Source organism: Myxococcales bacterium (assembly GCA_016706225.1).
In the GTDB taxonomy this organism is placed as follows: Bacteria; Myxococcota_A; Polyangia; order Polyangiales; family Polyangiaceae; genus JADJKB01.
Window position 1 is genome coordinate 207,949 of record JADJKB010000003.1, and the last position, 25,597, is coordinate 233,545.

Annotated in this window: 18 protein-coding genes; 10 read left to right on the forward strand and 8 right to left on the reverse strand. The window is 66.8% G+C overall.

Features of this window, described 5'->3' with window-relative positions; genetic code table 11:
* Positions 1 to 16: 16 nt before the first annotated feature.
* The 5 genes from IPI67_02825 to xseA all read right to left on the reverse strand — a co-directional run bounded on the left by IPI67_02825 (position 17) and on the right by xseA (position 6,067).
* Complete coding sequence (locus IPI67_02825) at positions 17 to 709, reverse strand: response regulator transcription factor (GenBank protein MBK7579115.1); 693 nt, start codon at positions 707 to 709, stop codon at positions 17 to 19.
* 22 nt (positions 710 to 731) lie between these two features.
* Positions 732 to 1,682, reverse strand: coding sequence for a two-component sensor histidine kinase (locus tag IPI67_02830; GenBank protein MBK7579116.1), 951 nt, complete (start codon positions 1,680 to 1,682; stop codon positions 732 to 734).
* Positions 1,682 to 3,685: a glycogen debranching enzyme family protein gene (locus IPI67_02835; protein ID MBK7579117.1), complete on the reverse strand. Its 2,004-nt coding sequence runs from the start codon at positions 3,683 to 3,685 to the stop codon at positions 1,682 to 1,684. Before IPI67_02835 ends, IPI67_02830 begins: the two co-directional genes overlap by 1 nt.
* A complete protein-coding gene (locus tag IPI67_02840; GenBank protein ID MBK7579118.1) occupies positions 3,682 to 4,569 on the reverse strand; it encodes a shikimate dehydrogenase in 888 nt (295 codons plus the stop codon). The genes IPI67_02835 and IPI67_02840 overlap by 4 nt, the downstream gene beginning before the upstream one ends.
* Positions 4,570 to 4,720: 151 nt before the next feature.
* Positions 4,721 to 6,067 (reverse strand): exodeoxyribonuclease VII large subunit, encoded by a 1,347-nt coding sequence (gene xseA, locus IPI67_02845; GenBank protein MBK7579119.1) that lies wholly within the window; start codon positions 6,065 to 6,067, stop codon positions 4,721 to 4,723.
* Between the two features lie 61 nt (positions 6,068 to 6,128).
* On the opposite strand from xseA, the gene IPI67_02850 reads away from it, so the two are divergent.
* Genes IPI67_02850 through cysK form a run of 3 tightly spaced genes read left to right on the forward strand, consistent with a single transcriptional unit; the run spans position 6,129 to position 8,108 of the window.
* Positions 6,129 to 6,275 carry a hypothetical protein gene (locus IPI67_02850; GenBank protein MBK7579120.1) on the forward strand — a complete coding sequence of 49 codons (147 nt, stop codon included), beginning with the start codon at positions 6,129 to 6,131 and terminating at the stop codon, positions 6,273 to 6,275.
* Entirely contained in the window at positions 6,275 to 7,165 is an 891-nt protein-coding gene (locus IPI67_02855; GenBank protein ID MBK7579121.1) for a sulfite exporter TauE/SafE family protein, read from the forward strand. The genes IPI67_02850 and IPI67_02855 overlap by 1 nt, the downstream gene beginning before the upstream one ends.
* Positions 7,166 to 7,175: 10 nt before the next feature.
* Positions 7,176 to 8,108 (forward strand): cysteine synthase A, encoded by a 933-nt coding sequence (gene cysK / locus IPI67_02860; GenBank protein ID MBK7579122.1) that lies wholly within the window; start codon positions 7,176 to 7,178, stop codon positions 8,106 to 8,108.
* Here the strand turns inward: cysK and IPI67_02865 are convergent.
* Positions 8,069 to 9,757 (reverse strand): patatin-like phospholipase family protein, encoded by a 1,689-nt coding sequence (locus IPI67_02865; protein MBK7579123.1) that lies wholly within the window; start codon positions 9,755 to 9,757, stop codon positions 8,069 to 8,071. The genes cysK and IPI67_02865 overlap by 40 nt on opposite strands.
* Positions 9,758 to 9,837: 80 nt before the next feature.
* On the opposite strand from IPI67_02865, the gene IPI67_02870 reads away from it, so the two are divergent.
* Both IPI67_02870 and IPI67_02875 read left to right on the forward strand, forming a co-directional pair.
* Positions 9,838 to 11,355 (forward strand): acetyl-CoA carboxylase biotin carboxylase subunit, encoded by a 1,518-nt coding sequence (locus IPI67_02870; protein ID MBK7579124.1) that lies wholly within the window; start codon positions 9,838 to 9,840, stop codon positions 11,353 to 11,355.
* 1 nt (position 11,356) lies between these two features.
* Entirely contained in the window at positions 11,357 to 12,514 is a 1,158-nt protein-coding gene (locus IPI67_02875; GenBank protein MBK7579125.1) for a CoA transferase, read from the forward strand.
* 9 nt (positions 12,515 to 12,523) lie between these two features.
* Here the strand turns inward: IPI67_02875 and IPI67_02880 are convergent, their stop codons facing one another.
* Positions 12,524 to 13,567 (reverse strand): hypothetical protein, encoded by a 1,044-nt coding sequence (locus IPI67_02880; protein ID MBK7579126.1) that lies wholly within the window; start codon positions 13,565 to 13,567, stop codon positions 12,524 to 12,526.
* 251 nt (positions 13,568 to 13,818) lie between these two features.
* On the opposite strand from IPI67_02880, the gene IPI67_02885 reads away from it, so the two are divergent.
* From IPI67_02885 to IPI67_02905, 5 genes are all read left to right on the forward strand, one after another.
* Positions 13,819 to 16,512 (forward strand): protein kinase, encoded by a 2,694-nt coding sequence (locus IPI67_02885; GenBank protein MBK7579127.1) that lies wholly within the window; start codon positions 13,819 to 13,821, stop codon positions 16,510 to 16,512.
* Between the two features lie 31 nt (positions 16,513 to 16,543).
* A complete protein-coding gene (locus IPI67_02890) occupies positions 16,544 to 17,587 on the forward strand; it encodes a hypothetical protein (GenBank protein ID MBK7579128.1) in 1,044 nt (347 codons plus the stop codon).
* Positions 17,588 to 17,764: 177 nt separating this feature from the next.
* Positions 17,765 to 18,280, forward strand: coding sequence for an SMI1/KNR4 family protein (locus tag IPI67_02895; GenBank protein ID MBK7579129.1), 516 nt, complete (start codon positions 17,765 to 17,767; stop codon positions 18,278 to 18,280).
* The gene (gene hisD / locus IPI67_02900) at positions 18,277 to 19,572 is read left to right on the forward strand and encodes a histidinol dehydrogenase (GenBank protein ID MBK7579130.1); all 1,296 of its coding nucleotides are present in this window, start codon (positions 18,277 to 18,279) and stop codon (positions 19,570 to 19,572) included. The genes IPI67_02895 and hisD overlap by 4 nt, the downstream gene beginning before the upstream one ends.
* A 305-nt stretch (positions 19,573 to 19,877) precedes the next feature.
* The gene (locus tag IPI67_02905; protein ID MBK7579131.1) at positions 19,878 to 24,470 is read left to right on the forward strand and encodes a hypothetical protein; all 4,593 of its coding nucleotides are present in this window, start codon (positions 19,878 to 19,880) and stop codon (positions 24,468 to 24,470) included.
* A gap of 164 nt (positions 24,471 to 24,634) precedes the next feature.
* On the opposite strand, the gene IPI67_02910 is transcribed toward IPI67_02905, so the two are convergent.
* Positions 24,635 to 25,597 carry a DUF4388 domain-containing protein gene (locus IPI67_02910; protein ID MBK7579132.1) on the reverse strand — a complete coding sequence of 321 codons (963 nt, stop codon included), beginning with the start codon at positions 25,595 to 25,597 and terminating at the stop codon, positions 24,635 to 24,637.

Below are 25,597 nucleotides of genomic sequence, written 5' to 3' on the forward strand. Positions count from 1 at the left end.
CGGCCAAACCCACCACTCAGGCCTGGAATCGATAACCCACACCCCGCACCGTCAGCAGGTGCTCGGGATCACTCGGGTCGTCTTCGAGCTTGGCCCGGAGCTGCAGCATGAAATTGTCGATTGTGCGTGGAGTTCCGTGGTGACCCGGTCCCCACACACGCTTCAAGATCTGTTCGCGCGAGAGCACGCGCCCCGACTCCTCCACCAGGCACAGGAGCAGCTCGAACTCGGTGGCCGTGAGCAAGACCGGCTCACCGGCGCGAGACACCTCTCGGGTCTCGATGTTGATCGTGAGCTTGCCGGCCACGACCGCCCGCGCCCCGGGTCGCGCGATGGCGTCCCGCCGAAGCTGGGCCTTCACCCGCGCCAAGAGCTCCGCCAAGCTGAAGGGCTTTGTGATGTAGTCCTCCGCTCCGAGCTCGAGCCCCATCACCTTGTCCAGCTCCGCTCCCCGGGCCGACAGCAAGATCACGGGGATCTTACAGCCGTCGGCGCGCAGGCTACGCACCACCTCGAAGCCGTTCATTTTCGGCAGCATGATGTCGAGGATCACCAGCGACACCTCGGGAGCATGCGCGGCGGCGAGTCCTGCTTCGCCATCCGTCGCCACGGCGACCTCGTAACCCTCGGCCTCGAGGTTCATGCGCAGCCCGAGCGTGATGCTCTCGTCGTCCTCGACGACCAGGATCCTCTTCGTCGGTTCGGGCATTTGACGATCCGCTCGGTTCGGTTCAGGAGGCCGCGTCCGCGTCCTTTGCGTCGCTTCCGTCGGGCTCCGAGCGCCGAGATAGCACGATTGAGAAGGTGCTGCCTTGCCCGGGCGCGCTCTCGAGCTCGATTCGGCCGTGGTGCGCCCGGACCACGTGTTTGACGATGGCAAGGCCCAACCCCGACCCTTCGCGCTCGCGCGAGAGCCGGTCGTCGACGCGGTAGAACTTCTGGAAGATCCGCGTGTGTTCGTGCTCCTCCAGCCCCTGACCATTGTCTCGAACGCCGAGCACGACCTCGCGCGGCGTCGCCCGCACCGAGAGCTCGATCTCCGCGGGGTCACCCCCGTACTTGATGGCATTCGTCAGTAGGTTCAACAGAGCGTCACACAGGGCGGCACGGTCGGCGTCGACGTAGATCTCCTCGTCGGGCACATCGACACGGAGGGTCGCGGGCCGGCGCTCGAGCACCGGAGTGAACGCGGCGACGGTTCGTTTCACCACGTCACGAATCAACGTGCGCTGGAGCGAGAACTCCTTGCGTCCACTCTCCATGCGGCCCCAGTCCAGCAGGCGATCGATCAGCTCCTGGAGGCGCATGCTCTCGCGGGCAAGTCCCTCGATGCACTTGTCTTCGGCCTCAGCATCCCCACGGCGCAGCGCCAGCGTCTCGCTGAACAGCCGGATGGACGTGAGCGGCGTCCGGAGCTCGTGGGAGACCTTGGACACGAAATCACTCTGCAGCGCCGTGAGGTTGGCTTCGCGCCGAACGAACACCCAGACCAAGATCACCCCGGTGACGACGGCGCCGCTGAGGCTCACGATCAGGATCCCCATCAACAGGTTGGCCTGGAGCTCCCCCAGAAAGAGCATCACGGCACCCAGGGTCAGGAGCAGCGCGGTCGGCACCACGATCATCGACACCAGGGACAGGACGATCCTGCGGTAGCCCAGGGCCGACAGATCGCGCGCCATCAGCTGACTCCGAGATCGACCTCGAGCGCCGACAGGAGCAGTGCCGTGCTCCAGCTCTGCGCCGGGCAGCCGCGCCAACGGTGAGGCTCCTCGCCATCGGCGATCTGCATGACGTGCCCTAGCACCGAGCCGCCGACGACGGCCGCCTCGATCCGACGCGTGAGGTCTTGCCTCACCTCTTCGTCACCCGGGTTTTGCGCCCGCACGGCCCGCGCGAAGAAACCCAGCAAGAAGGGCCACACACAACCCTGGTGCAGAGCGCGCTCCCGTTCGTCGATGCTGCCCTCGTAATGACCCACGAAGGCGGGGTCAGCCGGCGAGAGCGTGCGAATACCCCGGGGGGTCAAGAGCTCGTTCTTGACCCGGGTCAAGATGGCGTTGACCTGCCACGCCTCGAACAATTCCGGCGCGAGGGCCAGCGCGATCAATGCGTTGGGGCGCACGCTGGCATCCGCCCAAGCGTCTGCGGTGGCCCGCTCGATGCTCAAACAATCGAACGGGTAGTCGGTCTCGATGCACCAGAAGCGCTGTGCCGTAGTTCGCCTCACGGCCTCGGCGCAGGCCTCGGCCGCGTCCGCGACTGACGGGTGACCGTATTGGCGTGCGCAAGCCGCGAGCGTCGTCGACGCAACGAACCAGAGCGCTTGATGTTCGATGGCCAGGCCGTTGCGCGGAGTGACCGGCACACCTTCCGCGCGGGCATCCATCCAGGTCCCGGGCTGCGGTTCCGTGGTCGTGAAGAAGCCGTCGTCACTGACCCATGCATGACGTTTCAGCCGCTTGCCGCGCAAGCGAACGAAGGCGCGGACGAGGCGTGGATAGAGCTCTCCTCGTACCCACGGGTCGTGCAACCCGAGCTCCTTGATTAGAGCGCGAGCCGCCTCGAACAACCACAAAGTCGCGTCTGGCGAAGGCACTCGAGCCTTGGCGGCGACACCGGGCAACTCCGTTGGCAAGAGCCCTCCGCGAAGGAGACGCGTTGCGAGGGAGAGGGACGCCTTGGCCTCGTCGATTCGCCCACGTGCCAGGAAGAGGCCTGGGAATGCCAGAAGCCAATCCCGGAGAGGCGCGCCGAGCCATGGATATCCAGCTACCGCCGCCGGCTTTTCGCAGGCGTTACTCGTGAACGTGTCAGCGGCGAGCCACAGTCTGCGCAGCAGGGGTCGGCGTCGTTCACCCGGATCTCGCGCGAGCAGATACTCCCGAGTCTCTTGCATGATGCTCTCGGGAGTCGCGTCCAGTAGCCCACCAAGAGCCACCACGAGATACGCGGTCCCACCTGGCTCGAGCGCCAGCTTGAACGTCCCGGGCGTCCACATGTCCTCTTGGAAGTCGGCGTAGCGGCGCAAATCTTCGCCGTACTCGAAGCGGCGCCACCAATCGGGGGACCCCATGAAGACGCCACGATGTGCAAACGCGATCGGAGGCAGCGCCGAGACCGGTTGGACCTCCACCTCGTTCGGGCGCAAGGTCACCCGCTGTTTCATGCCCCCGTGCTCCCGCGACAGCTGCTCCAACGGGCGCAGCGGCATCAGCGGCATCAGCGAGACGAGCGCCGGCACCTGACCCTTCCAGTGGTAGCGAAGCACCAGGGCGTTCCGACCGCGGGCGAGCGCGAGCGTGCGCTCGAACTCGGCGTTGCCGAGCCGGTACGTCCAGCGTGGCAGGGGATCTTGGGAGAAAGTCCGGAGATTTCTGTAGCCGAGGGTGGGCGCAACGCTGGGAAACTGGTGAGTCGAAAGCTTGTAGCTGCGCTCGCCGACGGTGACGCTGGTCTCGGCGTGGCTGAGGATCACCCAGCGACCGAGCGGCGGCTCGAGCGATGCAACGAGGAGCGCGTGGTGCCGCCGCGTGTGCATCAGCGCGAGGGTGCTCATGGAGTAGGCACCCGCGCCGTTGGTGTGCAGGAACTCTTGCTCCGCTCGCTCGAGCTCGCCGTCAATGGTGATGACCGGCCACGGACCGGTCCCGGCTCCGTTGCGCCGCGCTCCCGAAGGTGTCATGGGCCGTCAGAGCCTCGAGCAGTCAACGCCGCGCGAGCCGCACGCGCCATTACCGAACGGGGCGGCTCGACGCCGAGCCAGATGCGAAATGCGAGCGCAGCTTGACCCACGAGCATGCCCAGGCCCCCGCTCGCGCCGAGCCCCCTCACCCGGGCAGCCTCCAGGAACGGCGTCACGGCCGGGGTGTAGACCACGTCGTAGGCCAGCGCGGAAGTGGGAACGGCGTCCCACGGAATGATTGCCGACACATCCAGCCCGGGTGGGCCACCCGTCATGCCAGCGCTCGTCGCCTGGATCAGCACGTCAGCCTGGGAAATTGCGTCGAACAGCAGCGATCTCGCGTGGGGGTTCACGGGCCACGGCAGGCGGCGCGCAGTCATTGCGCCGCTCGTGCGCGGCCACTCTCCCGACGCCGCCGGCGCATCGTCTTTGAAACGCCGCGCCACCACCGCGAGCTCGGTGATGCCGCCGAGCTCGCACGCCCGCACCGCCGCCCGGGCAGCGCCGCCCGCACCAAACACCACCGCCGAGGTCGCACCCGGCGCCAGGAGCCCGAGCTCCTCCGCCAGCGCCGACACATCGGTGTTGAACGCGGTGACCCGGCCATCTACGAGGGCGAGCACGTTGGCAGCCTCCGTCTCGCGCGCGGAGCCGTCGCTCTCGTCGGCCAGCTCGAGCGCGCGCTCTTTGTAAGGGACGGTCACGTTGGCGCCCGCGAGCTCACCGCTCCGGATGCGGTCGATCGCGCTAGCGAGCGCCGCAGCGTCCGGACAGTCCAAGAGCTCGTAGCTGTGCGAGAGGCCGAGAGCGCCATGGGCCGCAGCGTGGATGGCGGGGGACAACGAGTGGGTCACCGGATGGCCAAGCAGAACGAAGCGGCTCATCGGATCGCCCCGGGCGTGCGCCGCGGGCGGCCAGGTGGGTTGAAATCCAAGCGGGTCACGATCTACTCGCCCGAGGCTAGGCTCGCCGCGTCCAGGCTCCAAATCCGGAAATATGGCGGGTCCGCTCCGGCGCGCGAGGAGTGTGCGCTGCTCAGGCCGGCTCGCCAGTCTTCGTGGCCGTGACCTGCGCCTCGATCTGGCCTGCGTGAACTCGCAGCGAAATCCCAGACCCCACCCGGACCTCCTCCGCGCTGCGGATCGCGCGTCCGTCTTCGGTCGTTGCGATGGCGTAGCCGCGCGCGAGCACCGCCAGAGGCGACAGTGCGTGCAGCCGCGCCACGAGCTCGCCCAAGGCCGTGCCAGACAGCGCGAGACGGGCTCGCGCCAGAGCGTCGAGCCGCGCGGCGAGCGGTGAGAGCTGCGCGTGGGCCCGAGCGAGCACGGCGCGCGGGTCCTCCGCGCTCAGCCGGCGATGTGTCTCTTCCAGCGCAGCACGGCAGCGGGCGATCCTCCGCGCTTCGATGCGTTCGAGTCGAGCCAAGAGCTCGTCGAGCCCCTGTTGTCGCGCGGCGATCACGAAGCGTGGGTCGCTGAGCCGCGCACGCATGCGATCGACTCGAGAGCGCTCTTCGAAGACTCGCGCCCGCATCGCACGCGCCAAGTTCCGGCGATTTCTGGAGAGCAGCTGGCGGCGTGCGGCCGCGTCCGGGATGACCAGCTCGGCGGCCACGGAGGGCGTCGCCGCGCGCACGTCCGCCGCCAGATCCGCCAGGGTTACGTCCGTCTCGTGACCGACGGCGCTGACCACGGGCACGACGGTTGCGGCGATGCGACGCACCACGCGCTCGTCGTTGAAGGCCATCAGATCCTCGGCGGAGCCGCCACCGCGGCCGACGATCAACACGTCGAGACCGGGATAGCGCTCGGCGAGATTGATGGCAGCGACGATGCTATCGGGCGCTCCCTCCCCCTGCACCAGGGCCGGACACAACACCAGACGAGCTCCGCCGCGGCGAAACGCCACGGTGCGGATGTCGTGAAAGGCTGCGCCGACCGCGCTCGTCACCACACCCACCACCCTGGGCTCGGCGGGCAGCGCACGCTTCTTGTCCTCAGCGAAGAGCCCCTCCGCGAGCAGCCGCGCCTTGAGTTGTTCGAGGGCTTCGAGCAGCGCGCCCCGACCCGCTGGACGCAACGCCTCGGCCACGAGCTGCAGCCGTCCGCGCGGCGCCCAGAGCGTGGCACGACCGGAGAGCTGCACCCGCGCGCCATCGCTCAGGTGACGGCGCGCGCGCTGCGCGTTCATGCGATACATCACGCAGTCGATCACGGCGTCCTCGCGCTCGTCCTTCAAGGTGAAGTAGGCGTGCCCACTCGGGGCCAGCTTGAGCGAAGCGATTTCGCCCTCCACCCACTCACGCCCGGTGACCGACTCCACCGCTCGCTTGAGTCGCCGGTCGAGCTCGGCGACACCGATTACGTCGTCCGGCAGGGGCACGCGGCGTTTATAGCTCGGATCCGCGCCGCCGAGTCCCTGCTATGTTGGCGGCACGAATCCCATGTCGGCTTGGCTCTATCCGCTTGCTTGCGTCGTGCTCCCGGGCGTTTGGGGGGTCTTGATGTATTTTGCGTTCGGAGCGTTCGAGCGTCGGCGACGAACGAGCGTGAAGAAGGACGCCCTTCCTCCCATCGACTACTCGATCTGATGCTCGTCGCCGGACAAGAGGTGAGCCTGCTGGCGTTGATCGCGCTCGGCGTGTTCGTCGGCTTCGTGGCCGGGCTGTTCGGTATTGGAGGCGGCTTCATCCTCACGCCGCTGTTGTCGGTCGTGCTCGACGTGCCGCTGCCCATCGCCATCGGCAGCGGGCTCTGCCAGATGGTCGGTACGGCCACCGTCGCACTGCTCAAACATCGCAAGTTGCGCCAAGGCGAAGTGCGCTTCGACTTCCTGATGCTGGGCGGCGCACTGCTCGGTGTGTCCGCCGGCGCCAGGAGCGTCAAGTACCTGGAGACCACCGGTAGCGTCCAGATCGGCGGCGGCACCATCCCGACTTCGATGCTGGTCCTCTACGGGGGATACATCTTGTTCCTGATCGGCTCGGCGGTGAGCCTGGTACGGCGTTCGAGCGGCGACGTGGATACGCTGGCATATGTACGCCGGGGTCCGCTCGCGAACATCCAGCTCCCTCCGTACGTCGACTTCCCCACGCTGCCACTGACGCGTGTCTCAGCGCCCGTCGTCGCGTACATCGGGCTGGCTTTGGGGTATCTCAGCGGCCTCTTGGGTGTCGGCGGCGGCATCGCGCTGATCCCGACCCTGCTCTACGGCTTCGGATTCCCGATTCGACAAGCCGCCGGCACCGGCATCCTGGTACTCGTCGTCACCGCGGTCAGCGGGACCCTGGCACACGCGGCCAACGGCTACGTTCACCTGCCGATGTCGCTCACTCTGCTGGCGGGAGCCAGCATCAGCGCGCAGTTCGGGGCCCTGGCCACGAGCCGATTGAGCGCGGGAGTGTTACGCCGCGGGCTCGCGAGCCTGATCCTGCTCACACTCGTGGCCTTGGTCTGGTCGCTCGCGCGGCGCGTCGTGTAGGGTCTCGAACATCTTGGCGGCCTTCTCCAGCATCGCAGACGTGATCGGAAACACCCCTTTGGTGTTGCTCGCGCGGCTCTCCGAAGAGCTCGGCATCTCGCTGCACGCCAAGGTCGAAGGCGTGAACCCGGCGGGCAGCGTCAAAGATCGCATCGCCCGCGCGATGGTCGACGACGCCGAGGAGCGGGGACTGCTTCGCCCGGGCGCGACGCTGATCGAGCCCACCAGCGGCAACACCGGCATTGCCTTGGCGATGATCGCCGCGGTCCGCGGGTATCGGCTGATCCTCACCATGCCCGAGGCCATGAGCCGCGAGCGGGTCCAGCTGCTTCGAGCCTTCGGCGCCGAGGTCGTGCTGACGGCCGGCACACTGATGAAAAAGGCGGTGGAGCAGGCCGAGCTGCTCGGCGCCACTACGCCGGGGGCCGTGATGCTGCGGCAGTTCGAGAACCCGGCGAATCCGCGCGTGCACGAGCAGACCACCGCCGAGGAGATCTGGCGGGACAGCGCTGGAAAGATCGACGTGTTCGTCGCTGGCATCGGCACCGGCGGGACCATCAGCGGGGTGGGTCGTGTGCTCAAGACGCGCAGCCCCTCGACCCACATCGTCGGCGTGGAACCGGCCGGGGCTGCAGTGCTCTCCGGGCAGGAGCCGGTCGGTCACCATATCCAGGGCATCGGCGCGGGCTTCGTGCCCAAGGTGTTGGACCGAAGTGTGATCGACGAGGTGCTCGCCGTCAGCGAGGACGCGGCACTCGACGCCGCCCGGCGCCTCGCGCGAAGAGATGGCGTGCTCTCGGGCTTCAGCGCAGGCGCGGCGATGAGCGCGGTGTTCGTGCTCGCGGCCCGACCCGAGTTCCGCGGCAAGAGCTTCGTGGTCGTCCTGCCCGATACCGGCGAGCGCTACGTCTCGACCGCGCTGTTCGAACGGGTCTCGGGCTGAGGGGATTGCGGTCGTGCTGCTTCGTCGAACGCGAGCGGCGGCAAGTTGAGCTCGACGCGGCCGTCGGGGAAGAAGTCCGAGAACTGCGGCTCGACCCGCTGCTCCAGGCGCTCTGCCACCGCCTGGGCCCGCTCGAGCGCGAGCCGGATCCCGTGCACCGCGAGATCTCCCTCCAGCCGCGGCACCAGCCGCTTGACCCGCTCGAAGGTGGAGAGATAAGCGCCGCGCCAGATGGCGAGATATGGCCGGTGGTCCATCGGATTCATGCTGAGCAGCCGACGCACGCGGTTGGAGGGCAGGAAGGTGTACGTGCTCACTTCGGGATGTTTGCGCAGGACCCACTCCCGCGTGTTCTCGAAGCGGGTGTAGGACATGGAGCGGATGTCCTGGTCGATGTTGTACAGAATGCCGCGTCGGTTCGCGGCACCAGCCAGCTGTGAGACATAAGGCACGAAGGGGTCGAGGATGAACACCAGGTCCGCACCGCGTGCGATGGCCTCGACGAAGTTGCTGGTGCGGGTCACGGCGCCGTCTTCGTAGAAACGCGACTCGATCTCCACGGCTGAAAAAGCTGGGTTGACGCTCACGGAGCCCTGGATGGCTTGGCTGATGGGGACATGGTCATGTCCCTCACTGCCAAACATGAGGTGCCGGCGTGCGTCTTGGTCCGAGGCTCCGATGAAGAGCGGTTTCTTCAGCCGGCGAAAGTCATTGTCGACCCCAGGACGCGACAGGATCTCGCGCAGCGCGGCCTCGAAGCGGTCCGAGCGAAATGGCGCACCGATCAGCGAGGTGTAGTCCAAGATCAGATCGTTGAAGCTAGGTAACGTGCGGCGCCAGGCGAGCTCGTAGGCGGCGCGCCAGAAGATGTCGGTGGCCGCCGCCAAGCGTTGACCGAGGTCTCGGAAGTTCAGGTGTCCGAAGCGGAAGAGCTGTAGGTCGATCGGCGGCAAGCGCCCGCCCGGATGCCCGGCGATCGACGCCATCAGTTCGTCGACGGAGTAGCCCGCGCTCATGATCCCGGTGACGACGGCGCCGGCGCTGATGCCAAAATACATGTCCAGGTCGAGCACCCCCGGGGTCAGGCAGTCATCCAGGCACTTGAGCGCTCCCAGCTCGAAGAAGATCCCCGTGATTCCGCCGCCCGATGCAGCCAGGGCCGTCTTGCCCACCGCACGGTGCGTCGTGATGTCGACGATGGCGTCCAGGATTCGCCGAGGGAAGTCCGTATCGGCAGGCCGCTCGCGCAGGACGTGGCCGATCCCCCGACCGCCGAGCTCGGCGATCAGCCGGTCGGTGTCCTCGTCGTCACCGCGCACCAGCGCCACGATGCGGTGAAAGCCATATCGCAGCTCGACATCGGGTGCGTGATCGAGGCGTGAGCAGAGCGCCCGCGCCCGCTCGACGCATGCCCTGGCGTCGTCCGCCGCGTCCGCGCGCAGGTCGAGCAAGAGCAGATTCACGTAACCGGCTGCCAGCCGCGCCTCGACGCCGCTCGCCGCAGTCTCCACCGAGAGCGCGAGGATGCTGCCAGCGTGCTCGATGCGTGGCGGGTCATGGGAGACCACCTTCGCCGCGGCGGCCAGACGGGCAAAGCAGACCTGGGCGGGGCGCCCGGCTGCCGAATAGTAGACCACGCGCTTTTCCAAGGGCCTGATTGTGACCTCGGTAGGACGCGGCGAAACGCGCAACCTTTTCGTCCGCCCGTCTGTGTTATGGACGCGCCGTCATGTTCCAGAAAGTTCTCATCGCAAACCGCGGAGAAATCGCCGTTCGCATTGCCCGCACGCTGAAGGAGATGGGCATCGTCCCGGTCGCCGTCATGAGTGAGGTCGATCGCGATGCGTTGCACGTGCGCGTCGCTGGAGAGGCCTACGAGATCGGGCCGGCGCCAGCCGCCGAGAGCTACCTCCGCATCGACAAACTGATCGAGGTGGCAAAACGTTCGGGCTGCCAAGCCCTGATCCCGGGCTACGGCTTCCTGAGCGAGAACCCGGCTCTGCCGGAGGCCTGCGAGGACAACGGCATCGTCTTCATTGGTCCTCCGGCGAGCGCCATGCGGGAGCTCGGCTCGAAGACCGCGGCGCGCGAGAAGATGAGCGCGGCGGGTGTCCCCATCGTTCCCGGTGGCCCGGCGAACACCGCGGAAGAGGCACTCGTCACCGCGGCGCGCATCGGATATCCGGTCATGCTGAAGGCGACGGCCGGCGGCGGCGGCAAAGGCATGCGGCTGGTCGCGACGGAGGCGGAGCTGCCGGGCGCCCTCGAGCGCGCCAAGAGCGAAGCCAAGAAGGCCTTCGGTAACGACGAGGTCTACCTGGAAAAGGCCATCGTTCGGCCACGCCACGTCGAAGTGCAGGTGCTCGGCGATAGGCAAGGCAACGTCGTGCACTTGTTCGAGCGGGACTGCTCGGTTCAGCGCCGTCACCAGAAGGTGGTGGAAGAGACGCCCTGCCCGGTGCTCGACGACGCGACGGCCCGAAAGATGGGGGAGGTCGCGGTGAAGGGCGCGAAAGCGGTCGGTTATTACTCCGCCGGCACCTTCGAGTTCCTGCTGGCCGAGGACGGTTCTTTCTACTTCCTCGAAGTGAACACCCGGCTGCAGGTCGAACACCCCATCACGGAGCTGTGCACCGGCGTCGACCTCGTGCGCGAGATGGTACGCATCGCCGATGGTGAGCCGCTCGGCTACGCGCAGGACGCGATCACGCGGCGCGGCGCCGCCATCGAATGCCGCGTCTACGCCGAGGATCCGAGCACTGGGTTTCTCCCGAGCCCGGGGCTGATCAACGAGCTGCGTGTGCCCGCGGGTCCTGGCGTCCGCGACGACAGCGGCGCGTACGAGGGCTGCACGATCAGCTCCAACTACGACCCGTTGATCTCGAAGTTGTGTGTGTGGGCGTCGACTCGAGAGCAGGCGCTGGCCCGCATGCGCCGCGCGCTCTCCGAGTACGTCGTCGCCGGCATCCGCACGAACCTACCGTTCCACGAGCGCCTGTTCGAGCACCCGGAGTTCCTGTCCGGCCGCTACGACACGTCGCTCATCGAGCGCAACAAGGCCGAGCTGCTCAGCGGCACGCGGATCCCCGACCGGGACAAACACTTGTTCGCGGCAGCGGTGGCGCTCGCCACGTTCCGCGAGAAGCGCGGACCCAGCAGCCTGGCCGCACAGAACGGCAACGAACCCGGCCTGGCGCCCTGGGTCGCGGCGCAGCGGTCACGTCTGACTCCGGGGAGGCCCCGCTGACATGGCCGCGCTCTCCGGTGTCCGGGTGCTCGACCTCACCCGACTCTTGCCAGGCCCCTTCGCCACCCTGGTGCTCGCCGAGCTCGGCGCACAGGTGGACAAGATCGAAGATCCGAACCTGGGCGATTACACCCGGCATGCGCCGCCCGTGGTCGGGCCCCACGGTGCGGCGTTCCACGCGCTGAACCGCGGCAAACGCAGCGCCGTGCTCGATCTGAAGAGCAGCGAAGGTGTGCGCGTGTTCGAGCGCCTGCTGCCGCACTACGACGTGCTGTTCGAGCAGTTCCGACCTGGCGTCCTCGATCGGTTGGGGATCGGCCACCAACGTCTGCTCGAGCTCTGCCCGAAGCTCGTGATCTGCGCGCTGACCGGCTACGGACAGACCGGACCGCTCAAGTCACGCGCGGGCCACGATCTCAACTATCTGGCGCGGGCGGGTCTGGTAGGATTGGGCGGCCCCGCCGAGAGCAAACCCACCATCCCGCCATTCCAGCTCGCGGACGTGAGCGGCGGGCTGTGGAGTGTGATCGCCATCCTGGCGAGCCTGCGCGAGCGCGACCAGACCGGGCGGGGCCAAGTGCTCGACATCGCGATGTTGGACTCCGTGGTTCCGTTCGCGACCATTGCGCTATCCAAGATCCTGGGCGGCGAGCTTCCGGAGCGCGGCAACGAGCTGCTCACTGGCGGCGTCGCCCCCTACGACACGTACACGACTGCCGACGGCGAGACGATGACCCTCGGCGCCCTGGAGCCGAAATTCCTGACCAAGTTCTGCGCCGCAAACGCCATCGAGGTCGATCTGAGCGCCCTCATGCCGGGCCCCCACCAAGTGGAGCTGAAGCGCCGCTTCGCAGAGGTCATTGCGCAGAAGACCCGCCGCGAGTGGGAGGCATTCAACGCCGAGCATGATGTGTGTTTCGAGCCAGCGTTGCGACCCGACGAGCTGCTCTCGGATCCGCAGATCGCCGCACGCGGTTTGTTCTTCGAGGGCAAAGCAGGAGAAGAGACGGTGCGTTATTACCGCACGCCGGTCACTCCGCGGGATCTCGCACCCACGCCCGCCCCGGGCCCTGGTGAACACACGGATGCAATCTTGCGAGAGGCCGGCTTCGACGCTGACGAGCTCGCCGCACTCCGCGCCGCCAACGTCATCCGCTGACCGGGCGGCTCAGATCTTCTTGAATTCCTCGACGAATTCCCAGTCGGCGATCAAGTGTTTGCGGAGCAGCACGCTGAGCAGGGCCGCGAAGAGCTTCTCCCATTGCACGTGCTCTCCGAGAATTTCGCTGGCGTCGGCGCCGTGTGAAACCGCGCGCAGCGCCGCCACCAGATCGCGCGCGGTCAGGTGATCGCCGTGATCGTCCGCGGCGGCCGGTTCTCGTGAACGCGAAGAGCGCCGCGCGGGCAGGTTGATCGTGGTCCCGTCGAGCAGCGTGACCGCCACCATCTTGCCCTTGCCCTGCCGCGGCGGGGGCAGGCTGATGTCGCGAGCGGAGATCTGCGGACCGGAGTCCGGCGGAAAGCTCTCGGCCTTGGCGACGGGTTCTCTGCGGGCAGCGGGGCGCACCGATGGAGCTCTCGCCGCCGGTCGCTCGGAGGCTCGCGGCTCAGGTGGGCGACTCGCGGGACTCTGCGGAACCGGAGTACCGGCCGCAGGGGTCGCAGGCGACTCCAGCGGCTCGGCGCTCGCCGCGGCCGCGTGGGGAGGGCTCGACGGCGCGAAGCGAGTCGTCGCCGGCTGCTCGGCAGCTGCGACCGTCGCGTCGCCGCCGTAGTACGCACGAATGGCCCCACGGATGTCCGAGAGCGGTGCGATCATGGCTCGAACGGGCAGACCAGAGTAGCGGGCCACCTCTTCCTTTGCGGCGTCGTCCTCCGGATTGTCCATCGCGATGTACAGGGTCTCGCCGCTGCCGCGCACGCGTCGCACGAAGATCGGAACCAGCGAGTGCCGTTCGGCGACTTCGCGCGGCACCAGGTTCAAGAGCTGCCTGGAGAAGTCGATGTGGTACAGCGACACCCAGGGCACACTGAGCTGCTGGCTCAAGATCTGTGTGACCTGCGTCTCGGTGACGAGCCCACTCGCCACCAAGAGCGTGCCGAAGCGACGGCCATCCTTCTTCTGGAGCGCCAGAGTCTCTTCGAGCTGCTCGCGCGTGATGATCTGGGCCTCGACCAGCAGCTCCCCAAGGCGAACGCGAGGTGCGGACATCGAGGGCGAGTCTAGCAGCGAGCCCCCCGTTGCCCGAAAAACTCGGGGTTTTGCCGGAGCCAGCCGGCTGGGGCGGGGCGGTCCGTCCGCGAAAGGCGCGCCCGGGGCTTCTATTCAGGCCCGGCCTGGGCAATACTCCAGGCCTTGTGCGGGGGTCTTGGGATGAACCGCAACACCCGTGCCGTCGACAACTTGGCGCCGCCGACCGGGCGTCAGTCGTCATTTCAACCAATTAGGACGGGAGTGCGTCGATGGTAGCGGCGGAACCGACTCGGGCATGCCCCCAGTGCGGTGCGACCTGCCAGCCCACTCATCAGTACTGTCCGACCTGCGGCTTCCCGGTGGCAAACGTCAGTCAGTCCAGCGAAGACCGCATGATCGGCCGGACCCTGCCCGGCGGTTACCACATCCTGGATCTGGTCAGCGTCGGCGGCATGGGTCGGGTCTATCGGGCCGAGCAGAGCGTTCTGGGTCGCACCGTTGCGGTGAAGGTCATTCACCCGCACCTCTTGGCGGACGAGAACGCGGCGCTCCGGTTCATGACGGAGGCCCGCGCGGCCTCACAGTTGAACCACCCGAACTCGGTCTCGGTCTTCGACTTCGGGCGCACCGAGGACGGCCAGCCCTACCTGGTCATGGAATTTCTGCGAGGCAAGGACCTCGCGACCGTCGCCTGGGAAGAGGGACCCCTGCCCTTCAGCCGCATCGTCGACGTGCTGCGGCAGGCCCTCACGGCACTCGGTGAAGCCCACGAGCTTGGCATCGTGCATCGGGATTTGAAGCCCGAGAACATCATCCTCGAGCCGCTTCGACGCGGCGGCGACTTCGTCAAGGTCGTCGACTTCGGGCTCGCCAAACTCAAGGGCGACGCCCAGGGTCGGAGCATCACCAACCCCGGCATCGTGTGCGGAACACCAGACTACATGGCGCCGGAACAGGGCCGCGGCGACGCGCTCGACGGCCGTAGCGACCTCTACGGCCTCGGCGTCGTGTTGTTCCAACTGCTGACGGGCCGCCTGCCGTTCGACGCCGACAGCCCGACGCAGGTGGTGATGATGCACCTCACCATCCCGATGCCCGATCCGCGCCAGGTAGCGCCGGAGCGGAACATCCCGGACGTACTGGTCGACGTCGTCACGAAGGCAATGGCCAAGGAGGCCGACCAGCGTTACCAGGACGCGATCGAGTTCTCGGACGCACTCCTGGCGGCGCTCCGAGCGTTCGAGGGTGTGCCTTCCTCTCCTGTCGCGTCCGTCGGACCGGGAACGCTGCAGCCTGGCATGGAGGGCACGCTGACCGCACTCGGAGTCGAGTGTCCGGCCTGCAACTCCCGGGTCGCTTCCGCAAAGTTCTGCGGCGAGTGCGGCGAGCGGTTGCCGCTGAAGTCCCGCCCGGACAGCCCGACCCGCGCAGATTTTCCGCTTCCGCTGCTGGCCCGCGAAGAAGATCTGGCGTGGCTCGAAGACCGCCGCCGCCAGGTAGTGAACAGCATCGTCGGCGCCCGCATCGTGGGCGAAGCCGGCAGCGGAAAAACACGACTGCTTCAAGAGTTTGCGGCGCGCGCCCGCGCCGATGGCGATTGCGTGGTGCTCGTCGGCCCGGACCCGTTCTGGTGCGAGGCCGCCAATTCATCGTTGCGCGACGCACTGAAAGGCCTGACCGGCCTGGATGAAAAAGCCATCCGCGCGCTATCGGAAGACGCGAGCCCCGAGGCGCGCCGCGGCATCGAGGACGTCTTCGACGGCGAGCGAACTCGCCGAGACGACAAACGTTCGGCGGCCGAGCGCCGTTTCGCTGCCGCCGAAGCCTTGCGCTGGGCGTTGCTCGGTGCGGCGTCCGCCACCTCGAAGCGGGTGATCCTGGCCATCGACGAGCTGCACCGCATCGACGGGCCGAGTCGCGCGGCTTTTGCCGATGCTTTGGGGGAACCGCCCGAAGCCCGCGTGCTCATGGTGTGCACCCACGCGCCAGGTTTCGAGTCCGGGTGGGGTGCGAGCCACGCTGCGCGTGTCCTGTCCGGGCTCCCACCGCAGGCACTCTCCCAGGTGCTGTCGATGGTGCCGACGGCACAGCTCGACGCAGCGGAGGACGAGACCGGGCGCGGGGTCCTGCCGATGTACGCGGAGCAGCTGTTGCGCTTCCACCTCGACGGCGGCAATGACCCACCGCGACGGCTCGGCGATCTCGTGGGCCTGCGCGTCGATACCTTGGATCCATCCGCTCGGCGAACCCTGCAGTCCCTCAGCGTGCTCGGCGATCGCGTCGAGCTCGACATGCTCTTGGCACTTTTACCAAAGAACCATCCCGTCGAGACCTCTCTGGTCGAGCTGCAGACCGCGGGCATGGCGGTGCGCGCGGGTGAAGTTTGGTCCACTTCACACCCCCTCTTGCGTGAGCTGGTCCTGACCGGCATCCCGGCAGCAGTCCGGCGCGAGCTGCACGCAAAGGCGCTCCGGGTCTGTGAGCAGCACGCAGCACCCATCGAGGCTCAGGCTCTCCACGCCTACGAGGCCCAAGACTCGTTCCAAGCGTTGCTCCTGCTCGAACAGGTCGCCGACCGGGCAACCGCGCGAGGAGATCTCAACACCGAGATCGAAGCGCTGCGGCGAGGCCTCGAGATCGCTCGCCGCGACGTGGCCCGCGGCGAGCTCGACGATCCCCTGCGTGCCGTCCTGATCTTCGCGCGCAAGCTGGGCGCGGCGTTGACGCGTGCCGGGAACTTTGCCGACGCCGAGGGCATTCTGCGGGAGGCCCTCGACATCGCGGGGCCCAGTGGAGCCGATCGCGCACGTGTGCTCGGCAGCCTCGCGCAGGTCGCTCACGGTCGCCACCGCGAGGCCGAAGCGGTCAACTACATCGATCAAGCCATCGACACGGCCCGGCAGTCCGGCGCGTACGACTTGGTTTCGAGCTTCAGCGACGCCCGAAAAGCCTGGGCAAACTGAGCGAATCGGCAGTCGGGGACAGGTTTCGGTGGTGAACAGCACGAAAGCGGGAGTGACGCCGCCTCAGCTGGTGGCCCGCTGGGACCTCGACAAGACCTACCTTCGCACCGAGTTCGACACGGTGCGCGACCTCGTTCGCACCGCCATCGAGCGCCCGGACCGCAAACGCTCCGTTCCCGGCGCCGCCACCCTGCTTCGGGAGCTCAAGCGCTCTGGCGCCTGGGTCCACATCTTGAGTGGGAGCCCGCGCCAGATGCGCGGCAGGCTCGAAGAGAAGCTCGCCATCGATCGCGTCCGTTACGACGAGCTGACGCTCAAGCCAAATCTGAGCAACGCGCTGCGCCTCCGCTTTCGCGCCATGCGCGATCAGCTCGGCTACAAACTCCCCAGTCTGCTCAGCGCGCGCGCGCGCGACCAGCATCGCGGGGCGAGCCCGGCCGAGCTCTCGGAAGTGCTGGTGGGGGACGACGCCGAAGCGGACGCCTTCGTCTACTCTCTGTATGCCGACGTGTGCGCGGGAGCGGTGGACGAGACGCTGCTCCGTCGTGTGCTCGAGAAGGGCCGCGTCTATTCGGACCAAGCCGAGGTTGCCCTCGAGGCTCAGCGCAACATCGAACCCACGCCCGCCGTCCATCGCATCTTGATCCACCTCGACCGGCAGACCTCGCCCAGTCAATTTCGGGATTACGGACCGCGGGTCGTGCCCTTCTACAACTACCTCCAGGCCGCCATCGTGCTGAGGGAAGACGGTCACGTGTCGGCGGAGGCCGTGCTGCGCGTGGCCTCGGAGCTGGTGCAGCACCACCGCTTCGACGCCGATGCGCTCGCCCGCAGCTACTTCGAGCTGGTCCGCCGCGGCCACGTGAGAAAATCGCCGGTGGAGGCCCTGGGGCGGGCCCTCTCGGACCTGAGTGGCCGCCTGCCGACATTGCACGAGCTGACCACCATGGTCGAGCAGCTGGCGGATCGAGAAATCGAACCCACCGCTCTGCCGGAGACCCCGGTGATGGACTACCTGGCCCTGGCGGACACCCATCGGGGCGGCAAGAACCGGCGGCGACCCGGCTCGGGCTGAGTCGGGGTCGGGTTTACGCGGGAGGGCCTTTGACTTTCGTCGCAATTCAAGGCAGGGAAAGCCGCCCGTGAGAGGATCGCCAACGTGGATAGTGACCTGGCGGAGGCAATCTCAGCCCTCAAAGATGTGATGAAGCGCCGCGGGGTGCGAGCCAGCTTCGGAAAGGCTTCACCCGAGCTGGTGACCGCGCTCCGAAGCAAGCTGCGCCTGCCGCGCAGGTATCGGGATTTCCTCAGTGAAGCCGACCCACTCGACGTCGAGACGCGCACTCCGCCGGAGCGTGTCCGGCTTCTGCCGTCGGCTGATCTCGAGGCTGAACAACACGGGTTTTGCCTCGACGACAAGGGAGAGGCCGTCAAGGCGGCGTCACCCCAAGGTTGGCGCCCGAGCTGGGTGATTGTCGGCCACAGCGCGCTGCTCGGCGACCCGTACTTCCTCGACACCTCCGCCCCTGATCCGGAGGGAGATTGCCCCGTCTACACTGCGATGAGCGGGACCGACAACTGGAAGCCGCGCCTCTGCGCCACCAGCTTCGCGCTGTTCGTTCGCATCCTTGCCGTCGGGATGGAGGTCGCTGAGGGCTTCGCCGAAGAAGACGTCGACACGGACGACGAGCAGACCTTCCGCGACGCCTTCGGCCCGCGCCTGCGGGAGTACGACCCGGCGGCGTTGAAGGCCGGACACTGGACGTGACCCTACTTCGAGTCGTCAGCCATCCGAGCGCCGAGCTCGAGAAGACGCTGACTCTGCTGGAGCGGCGAGGCGAAAACGACCTCGATCGGGTCGAGCCGAGTGTGCGCGAAGTGCTGGCCGCAGTGCGTCTCGAGGGCGACTCCGCGGTCCGTCGTTTCGTGCAGAAGTTCGAAGGGCGATCCCCAGACAGCCTGTTGATCCGCGACTACGGCGGCGCCGCCGCCCTCGCGAGCCTCGAGCCGGCGCTCGCCGGCGCACTCACCGAGGCCGCAGCGCGGATTCGCGTTTTCCACCAGCGGCAGGCCGCGCGAGGCGGAAGCTTCGAGTACGAAGAGGCCGGAATTCGGCTGGGAACCCGGGAAAGGCCGCTGAAACGCGTCGGAGTCTACGCCCCCGGTGGCAAGGCTCGTTATCCCTCGAGCGTGCTCATGTGCGCGATCATCGCCCAGGTCGCCGGCGTCGAGCAGATCATCGTCGCAACGCCGGACGCGGCGCCGGAAGTGCGCGCGGCCTGCCACCTTGCCGGCGTCGACGCCATCCTGGACGCGGGCGGAGCGCAGGCCATCGCAGCCTTGGCTTACGGCACCGAAACGCTGCCGCGAGTGGACAAGATCGTCGGGCCCGGAAACATCTACGTCGCGGCCGCCAAGCGCCTCGTATTCGGCGAAGTCGACATCGACAGCATCGCGGGCCCCAGCGAAATTCTCGTGCTCGCAGACGAGAGCGCGGATGCGGACGTCGTCGCGGCCGATCTCCTGTCGCAGGCCGAGCACGACGAGGCGGCCTACCCCCTCCTGCTCACTACCCACGCGGCGCTCGTCCCGGCCGTCGAGCAAGCACTCGCCGTGCGACTCGCCGACCTGCCCCGTCGGGTCATTGCCGAGGCGTCGATCCGCGAGAAAGGTGTTGCGCTGGTCGTGCCCGATCTCGACACCCTCACGCACATCGCCAATCGGCTGGCCGCCGAACACGTGGCGCTCCACGTGCGGGAGCCACGAGCGCTGGCCGACCGGGTCACCCACGCCGGGGCGTTGTTCATCGGCGCGATGACCCCGGAAGCTGCAGGGGACTACGTCGCCGGGCCGTCCCACGTGTTGCCGACCGGAGGCGCCGCTCGTTACGGCTCCCCGCTCGGGATCTACGACTTCGTCGCCCGGACCTCGATCATCGAGTACTCTAGAGAGGCGCTCGCCCAGGCTGGCTCGGGCATCGAGGCCCTGGCCCGAGCCGAGGGCCTGCACGCCCATGCGCGGGCGGTCTCGGTCCGAACCGCGCGGACTTCAAAGACTTAACGCCGGGCGCCGGCCGCGAGCTCGACGAGCGCGCCCCGGTCGAGCTCGCGGCCCGTCCGGCCCCCCGCCCGAAGCCGTTGCCAGTTAGGGAACTTACGGCTAGGGTGCGCCGGCTTTCGGACCCGAGACGGTCCCCACGCCTAAACACCCGATATTCGTCGGGAAAAAACATGGCTTGGGACTTGCTTAGGTGCCGGAGGCTCGGAGTTCTCTGGCTGCTCGAGTGCCCTCTCGCTTCCTGGCGACTGGACCCTCAAGCGGTGAGAGAACCGAAAACTTCCCGAGGAACCTTGAAGGAGAGCGGCATGAATAGGTGGACGCGACGGCTGCTGCAGGGGCTGTCATTGCTGGCGTTGGGCAGCGTGGGTTGCGCTGAAGAGCGCGAGCCCATCAACCGGGTCCAGGCGGACGCACTGGCGAAGTCTTTCTTCGTCGGCGACCTCAAAGATCCAAACGACAACCCCGATTTCTACTGGCGAAACTTCGTCGTGGACGGCACCGAGGCCCAGAGCATGGTCGGCATCGGGTCCTGGGGCGGCGTCGACAAGATCCGCTTCGAGATCACGGAGCACATGCTGTTCGCCCGCAAGGCGTACGCCATCAGCGACGGAGCCGACGACAAGACCGGCAAGACGCCGAATGGCACGCTCGTCGCGGCCTACCCCATCTCCAACCACTTCGACATCAAGCGGGACTACAACCCGCAGACCGGCGAAGAGCTGAACGTGGTCGGTGAAAACTCGAGCGACCGCCCCTGGTACGAGCGCGCCTACTTCCGCGTCGACTGGTCGACCAACATGGTCGACTCACCGATGTGGAGCGACATGTTCAGCGGCAAGCTGTTCGGTGACCTCATTGTCACCCCGATCGCCTACTACGTGAACGACAAGGCCCACCCGGACGCGCCGCACTTCGACGCGAAGGAAGGCTACTTCGACGTCACCAACAAGTTCTTCGTCGAGCCGGAGCAGATGAACTCGCCCTTCAGCGACCTGAAGGGGCAGATCCCGGCCTGCTTGCTGATTGGCTTCTACACCGGCACCGCGGTGAACAACTGCGACCCGCAGGAAGCGGTCGTTCGCAGCTCGTACTGGAAGGTCGACAGCGTCCCGGGCGCCCGGGATTTCGAGCCCTTCGAGAACACCAAGGCGCACCTGGACATCGTCGGTAACCCCGGCGGCTTGGGCGACGCCTTCTCTGTCGGCATCGTGACGCCCCCGCGCGTCGATTGGGACCCGCAGTACGGGTACACCGACGAACACATGAAGCGGTTCATGCACATCCACAACATCTGGATCCAGAGCCATCAGCTCCGGAACAGCTGCAAGGTCGACGCCGATTGTGGCGGCGGTGCGTGCCTTCCGGTTCCGGATCAGGCGACGGGCAAACCGACGGCGACCCACCAGTGCACCGTGCCCTGCAGCTACAAGAACCGTGGCGACAGCGACAGCGACGGCACTGACGACCAGTGCTCGCAGGACAAGACCGGTTACCAGGGCAGCACCGGCTCACAGTGCAGCGCCAAGGACTGGTGCACCGTCCCGTACCGCGATCGCAAGATCAAGACGATGGCGTACTGGATGAACAAAGAGACGCCTGCCGAGCTCACCGATCCGGTCGACGGCAACGGCAACGCCACGGGTCGCGGTCCAACGGAAGACCTCACCTACAGCTGGAACCAGCTGATGGAGTTCTCGGTGGCCAAGGCGCGCGAGGTCGAGTGCCGGCGCACCGGCACCGGCGACCGCGGCGGCTGCTGGGGCCAGTACTTCGAAGGCGGCAGCGACATGGTCGGCTTCGGCGGCTGGGGCATCCCCAAGGTGCGCCCGCTCGAGGACAAGGTCCTCGTCTCGTGCCACAACCCGGTTCGCGTCTACGACCACAAGGTCTGCGGCCCGGTCGGTTACAGCGCCCGCGTCGGCGATGTTCGGCACAACTTCATGTACTACTGGCCCTACGCTTCACGGGCGCCGTGGGGTGGTATCGCCAACTGGAACGCGGATCCGACCAGCGGCATGATCATCGGCGCTGCCGCCACGACGATGGGCCGCTCCGCGACCTACGCCGCGGCGATGGTGCGCGACATCATCATGGTCGCCAACGGCGAGCTGAGCTTCAAGGACATCACGGACGGCACGCCGGCCACGCTCTACGAGCGCCGGCTTCAGAATGGCTACCAGCCGTCCCAGGCCCTGAGCGCCGACGAGCTGAAACAACGCTTCGAGGCCATCGACGCCAAACACGCGGCCGAGATGATCGCCCCGAAGGACTTCGTCGGGAAGACCGTCAAGGACAAGCTCGGGACGATGATGAGCCTGATCCCGAAGACGGTCGCCGGCATCGGTCCGGCGTCGACCTCGGCGCTCCAGTACGAAGCCATCGCCCAGAAGGTGCGCGGCACGGAGTTCGAAGCGCAGCTGGTCGACCAGAACTGGCTCGTCGACGCGGCCGGCATGGGACCCAACACGACCATCAAGGACGTGATGGACTACGTGTCACCGCTGCGGGGCATGGATGAAGGTCGCATGGGCGGCATTCGCCAGATGATCGACCTGAAGATGCAGTCTCGAGGCATCTGTTTCCCTGACATCTTCGCGGGCAATGTCGGCAACCTCGACGTTCAGGGCGTCGCCAAGTTCTTCGCGAACAAGTACAACAACGAGCTCATCAAGCAGAACTACCAGGAGTACGCCAACGCGGACGAGGGCACGCTCTCGAAGAAGCGCGCCGAGCTCATCTACAACGAGCTCTGGAAGGAGACCTTCAAGGGCATCGCGCTCCATGAGGTCGGCCACTCCCTCGGCATGCTCCACCAGTTCGCGTCCTCGTTCGACTCGGCGAACTTCAACCCGCAGTACTGGCAGCTCCGCACCCAAGAGGGCAAAGCGACCGCCAACTGCAATGGCAAGGCGCGCACGGGTGACACCTGGGCCGCGGGCGCCGACAGCTGCATGGGTCCGCGCTACCTCGATCCCGAGACGGACGACGAGATGGGCCAGGCCGGCGAGTCCCGCCCGGGCATCGCGTACTACGGCCACACCTCCACGATGGAGTACCAGAACGAGCGTTTCTTCGAGACGGTCGGGCTGGGCCAGTACGATCTGCACACCATGGGCCTCTTGTACGGCCGCGTGCTGCAGACGTTCGACGCGGACGTGATTCCGCAGGCCGAGCAGGACGACTACTCGTTCCGTAACTGGACCCAGCTGACCGAGCAGAACTACGTCAACTGGGACAACCCCGATACCGCGAGCATCCTGGGCGGCAAGGCGCTCCAGCCAATGCACTACACGGAGCAAGCGCGCCGCTTCAAGGTGTTCGATCCCAACTCCTGCCGTGACGCGACCCAGGAAGAGCGTGACCATGCCCAGTGGCGCATCGTGCACGGCAAGGTGTGCGAGATCCCGCGCAAGGACTACGCCGCATGGGCCGACTTCGAGGATGGTCTCCCGAACGATCATCCGTCGTGGATGGCGCCGGAGACGGACTCGCTGCTCAAGTTCCGAGTCAACCCGAACTCCAAGTCCGCAGGCGGCAACGTCCGCTGGCCGTACCGCTGGGGTGTGGGCTCGAACTCGTACCCACACACCAACCCGAGCGACGCGGGCGCGGACATCTACGAGGTCGTGCAGGAGACGATCCGGAAGTTCAAGTACGGCTATCCGTTCTCGTACTTCCGTCGTCAGAACCGCGACTGGTACTACCGAACCCTGCCGTCGCGCGTGATCGGCAACTTCTACGAGCGTCTGCGCGCTTTCCACTGGAGTATGGCCAACAACAACGCCCGCTTCGTGACCTTCGGTTCGTCGGCCTTTGCGACGATCGCCGGCGCGGATGACTGGTGGAGGCCGTACGTGGTGGCCGAGAAGGACATGTTCGACAACATCGCCTTGGCGCTCCTGCAGCCGCAGATCGGCTCCTACAAGCTGGCAGTCAAGCCGGTCGACAGCGTCGAGACGCTGTACGATCCGGAAGGCAACAGCTCGATCCCGGCAGAGTTCGAGGTCGACGCATCCACCGGTCGCTTCATCGATCCGGACTTCGACTCCACGTCGAACGGCGGCGGCTCCTGGGCCTACCAGGAGTGGGTGAACCACACCGGCTTCACGGTCGAAAAATCCGAGGCGGCGCGCGCCCTGACCGACGGTCGCGCGGTGTTCTCCACCATCAGCCGCGAGAACTACCTCGATGGCCGCAACGTCAACATCAACTTCCGGAGTGACATGCCGGATCAGATGGACCGCCTCCTGGGCGGCATGTTGTCGGGCGACTTCGAGACCATCGCGCCGTACGTGCTCGCGAGCGACACGGACGACCCGGACAACAATGGCCTACCGAACCCCGAGGTTCGAGCCTTCGACCTCGGCGGTGCTTCACCGAAGCGGCCAGCGGGTGCGAAGCTCTTGTTCCCGAACGTCGGGTACAAACAGACCCTCGGCACGCTGGTGAACGCCCACATCTTCGCTCGTCTGAACGGAGACCTTCAGCTCTCCAACAAGATGCGCGTGTGGGTGGACGGCCTGGCCGGCGAGCTCAAGATCGCCGACAGCTTGCAAATTCGCTTCACCAACCCGGAGAGCGGCTACACCTACGTTGCCAAGAAGTACGGTCCTCAGACCATCGACGGCAAGACCGTGGACAAGGGCATCGGCTCGCGCATGATCGCGCGAGGCAACGCCCTGCTCATGCAGGCGTTCGAGACCTCGGGCGTGGACTCCTTCGGGTCCCCGATCGTCGTCGTCGATGCCAACGGCGAGCCCGTCAAGAAGATCGGCGCGTCCGAGGCCGCGATCATCGAGTTCCGTGAGTGGGTCGGTACGCTGGACGCCACGGTGCAGATCGCGAACATGGTCGGGTACGGTCCGTTCTACGGCTGGTACGGCCTGGACTACGAGTGAGCTCTGGTCCTGAACACGGTGGGCGTTGACTGACGCCCACCCACGAGGCCCGGCGCGTGATGCGTCGGGCCTTCGTGTTTTGTCAGTGTGCCGCGGCAGCGCACAACCCGAGCTGAACGCGGGCTCGATGAAGGGAGCACGTGTGCGTTCGCCTCGCCGAAAGTCTACGGGATGTCGGCGAGGTAGCCGCGTTTGATCAGCGACTTCAGGACCTCAGCGGTCTCGAGATCCGTCACCGACGTACGGTCGAAGAGCGCGGCGATCGAGGAAGAATTCAGAGCCAGCTGCAAGACGTCCAAGTGAGTGGGCTCGAGCTCGTGAAGGGGTGCTTCGAGCGGAGTACGCAGCTGGAGCCGGTGCTCGAGCGGCGGCAGATCGTCGAGCAGACGATTGAGATCGTCTTGCTGCCGGAAGCCCTCCATCAACAAGCTCTGCACGCTGACGTTCCAGGGATTCTCGGGTTCCTCGGCGGCCGGCGGGTCGAGCTCGAACACACCGCTCTGCCACGCGAGCATGCGATACGCCGCCTTCGCCGCGGAGAGCTGGGGCATGCCCTCGATCATCGCGTGCGAGACGAGTCCCGTGCTCAGGAAGATGCGCCCGGTGAGCGTCTCGGTCCGAATGACGAGCACACCGTTCTTCTTCGAGGTTCCGAACAGCTGCAACAGGTCGGGCAGCGGGATCTCCTCGATATTGCCGGTCATGCGCGGCGCCTCACCCACCATGGTGCGCTGCTGCATCGTGGGAGCGGGTCGGCGGGCGGCGCCGGAACCCTCGCTCCGTACATCCTCGAGCGGGACGGACACGACCTTCAGAATGCTGGTTCCGACCAGCACGCGATCCCCTTCACGCAGTGTGGCTCGCTGGATCTTTTCACCGTTGACGAAGGTTCCGTTCGTCGAGCCCAGATCCTCGATGCTGATCACGCCGCCGTTCATGTTGATCTGCGCGTGCCTGCGCGAGACCATCTCTTCGACCAGGACCATGTCGAGATCACTCGAACGACCGATCACGATCTGACGGCCCTCTTCGAGCGGATATTCCCCTCCCTGGTACTTGCCAGAAATGAACCGTAGCGCGAGGCGGGTTTGGCCACCGGCGGGGGGATTCGCGAGTCTGTCGGGCAT

What these genes read in the sequence shown, in the direction of transcription:
- IPI67_02825 (MBK7579115.1), bottom strand. Translation starts at nt 709, where the DNA reads ATGCCCGAACCGACGAAGAGGATCCTGGTCGTCGAGGACGACGAGAGC.
- IPI67_02830 (MBK7579116.1), bottom strand. Translation starts at nt 1,682, where the DNA reads ATGGCGCGCGATCTGTCGGCCCTGGGCTACCGCAGGATCGTCCTGTCC.
- IPI67_02835 (MBK7579117.1), bottom strand. Translation starts at nt 3,685, where the DNA reads ATGACACCTTCGGGAGCGCGGCGCAACGGAGCCGGGACCGGTCCGTGG.
- IPI67_02840 (MBK7579118.1), bottom strand. Translation starts at nt 4,569, where the DNA reads ATGAGCCGCTTCGTTCTGCTTGGCCATCCGGTGACCCACTCGTTGTCC.
- IPI67_02850 (MBK7579120.1), top strand. Translation starts at nt 6,129, where the DNA reads ATGTCGGCTTGGCTCTATCCGCTTGCTTGCGTCGTGCTCCCGGGCGTT.
- IPI67_02855 (MBK7579121.1), top strand. Translation starts at nt 6,275, where the DNA reads ATGCTCGTCGCCGGACAAGAGGTGAGCCTGCTGGCGTTGATCGCGCTC.
- IPI67_02870 (MBK7579124.1), top strand. Translation starts at nt 9,838, where the DNA reads ATGTTCCAGAAAGTTCTCATCGCAAACCGCGGAGAAATCGCCGTTCGC.
- IPI67_02875 (MBK7579125.1), top strand. Translation starts at nt 11,357, where the DNA reads ATGGCCGCGCTCTCCGGTGTCCGGGTGCTCGACCTCACCCGACTCTTG.
- IPI67_02880 (MBK7579126.1), bottom strand. Translation starts at nt 13,567, where the DNA reads ATGTCCGCACCTCGCGTTCGCCTTGGGGAGCTGCTGGTCGAGGCCCAG.
- IPI67_02885 (MBK7579127.1), top strand. Translation starts at nt 13,819, where the DNA reads ATGGTAGCGGCGGAACCGACTCGGGCATGCCCCCAGTGCGGTGCGACC.
- IPI67_02905 (MBK7579131.1), top strand. Translation starts at nt 19,878, where the DNA reads ATGAATAGGTGGACGCGACGGCTGCTGCAGGGGCTGTCATTGCTGGCG.
- IPI67_02910 (MBK7579132.1), bottom strand. Translation starts at nt 25,597, where the DNA reads ATGCCCGACAGACTCGCGAATCCCCCCGCCGGTGGCCAAACCCGCCTC.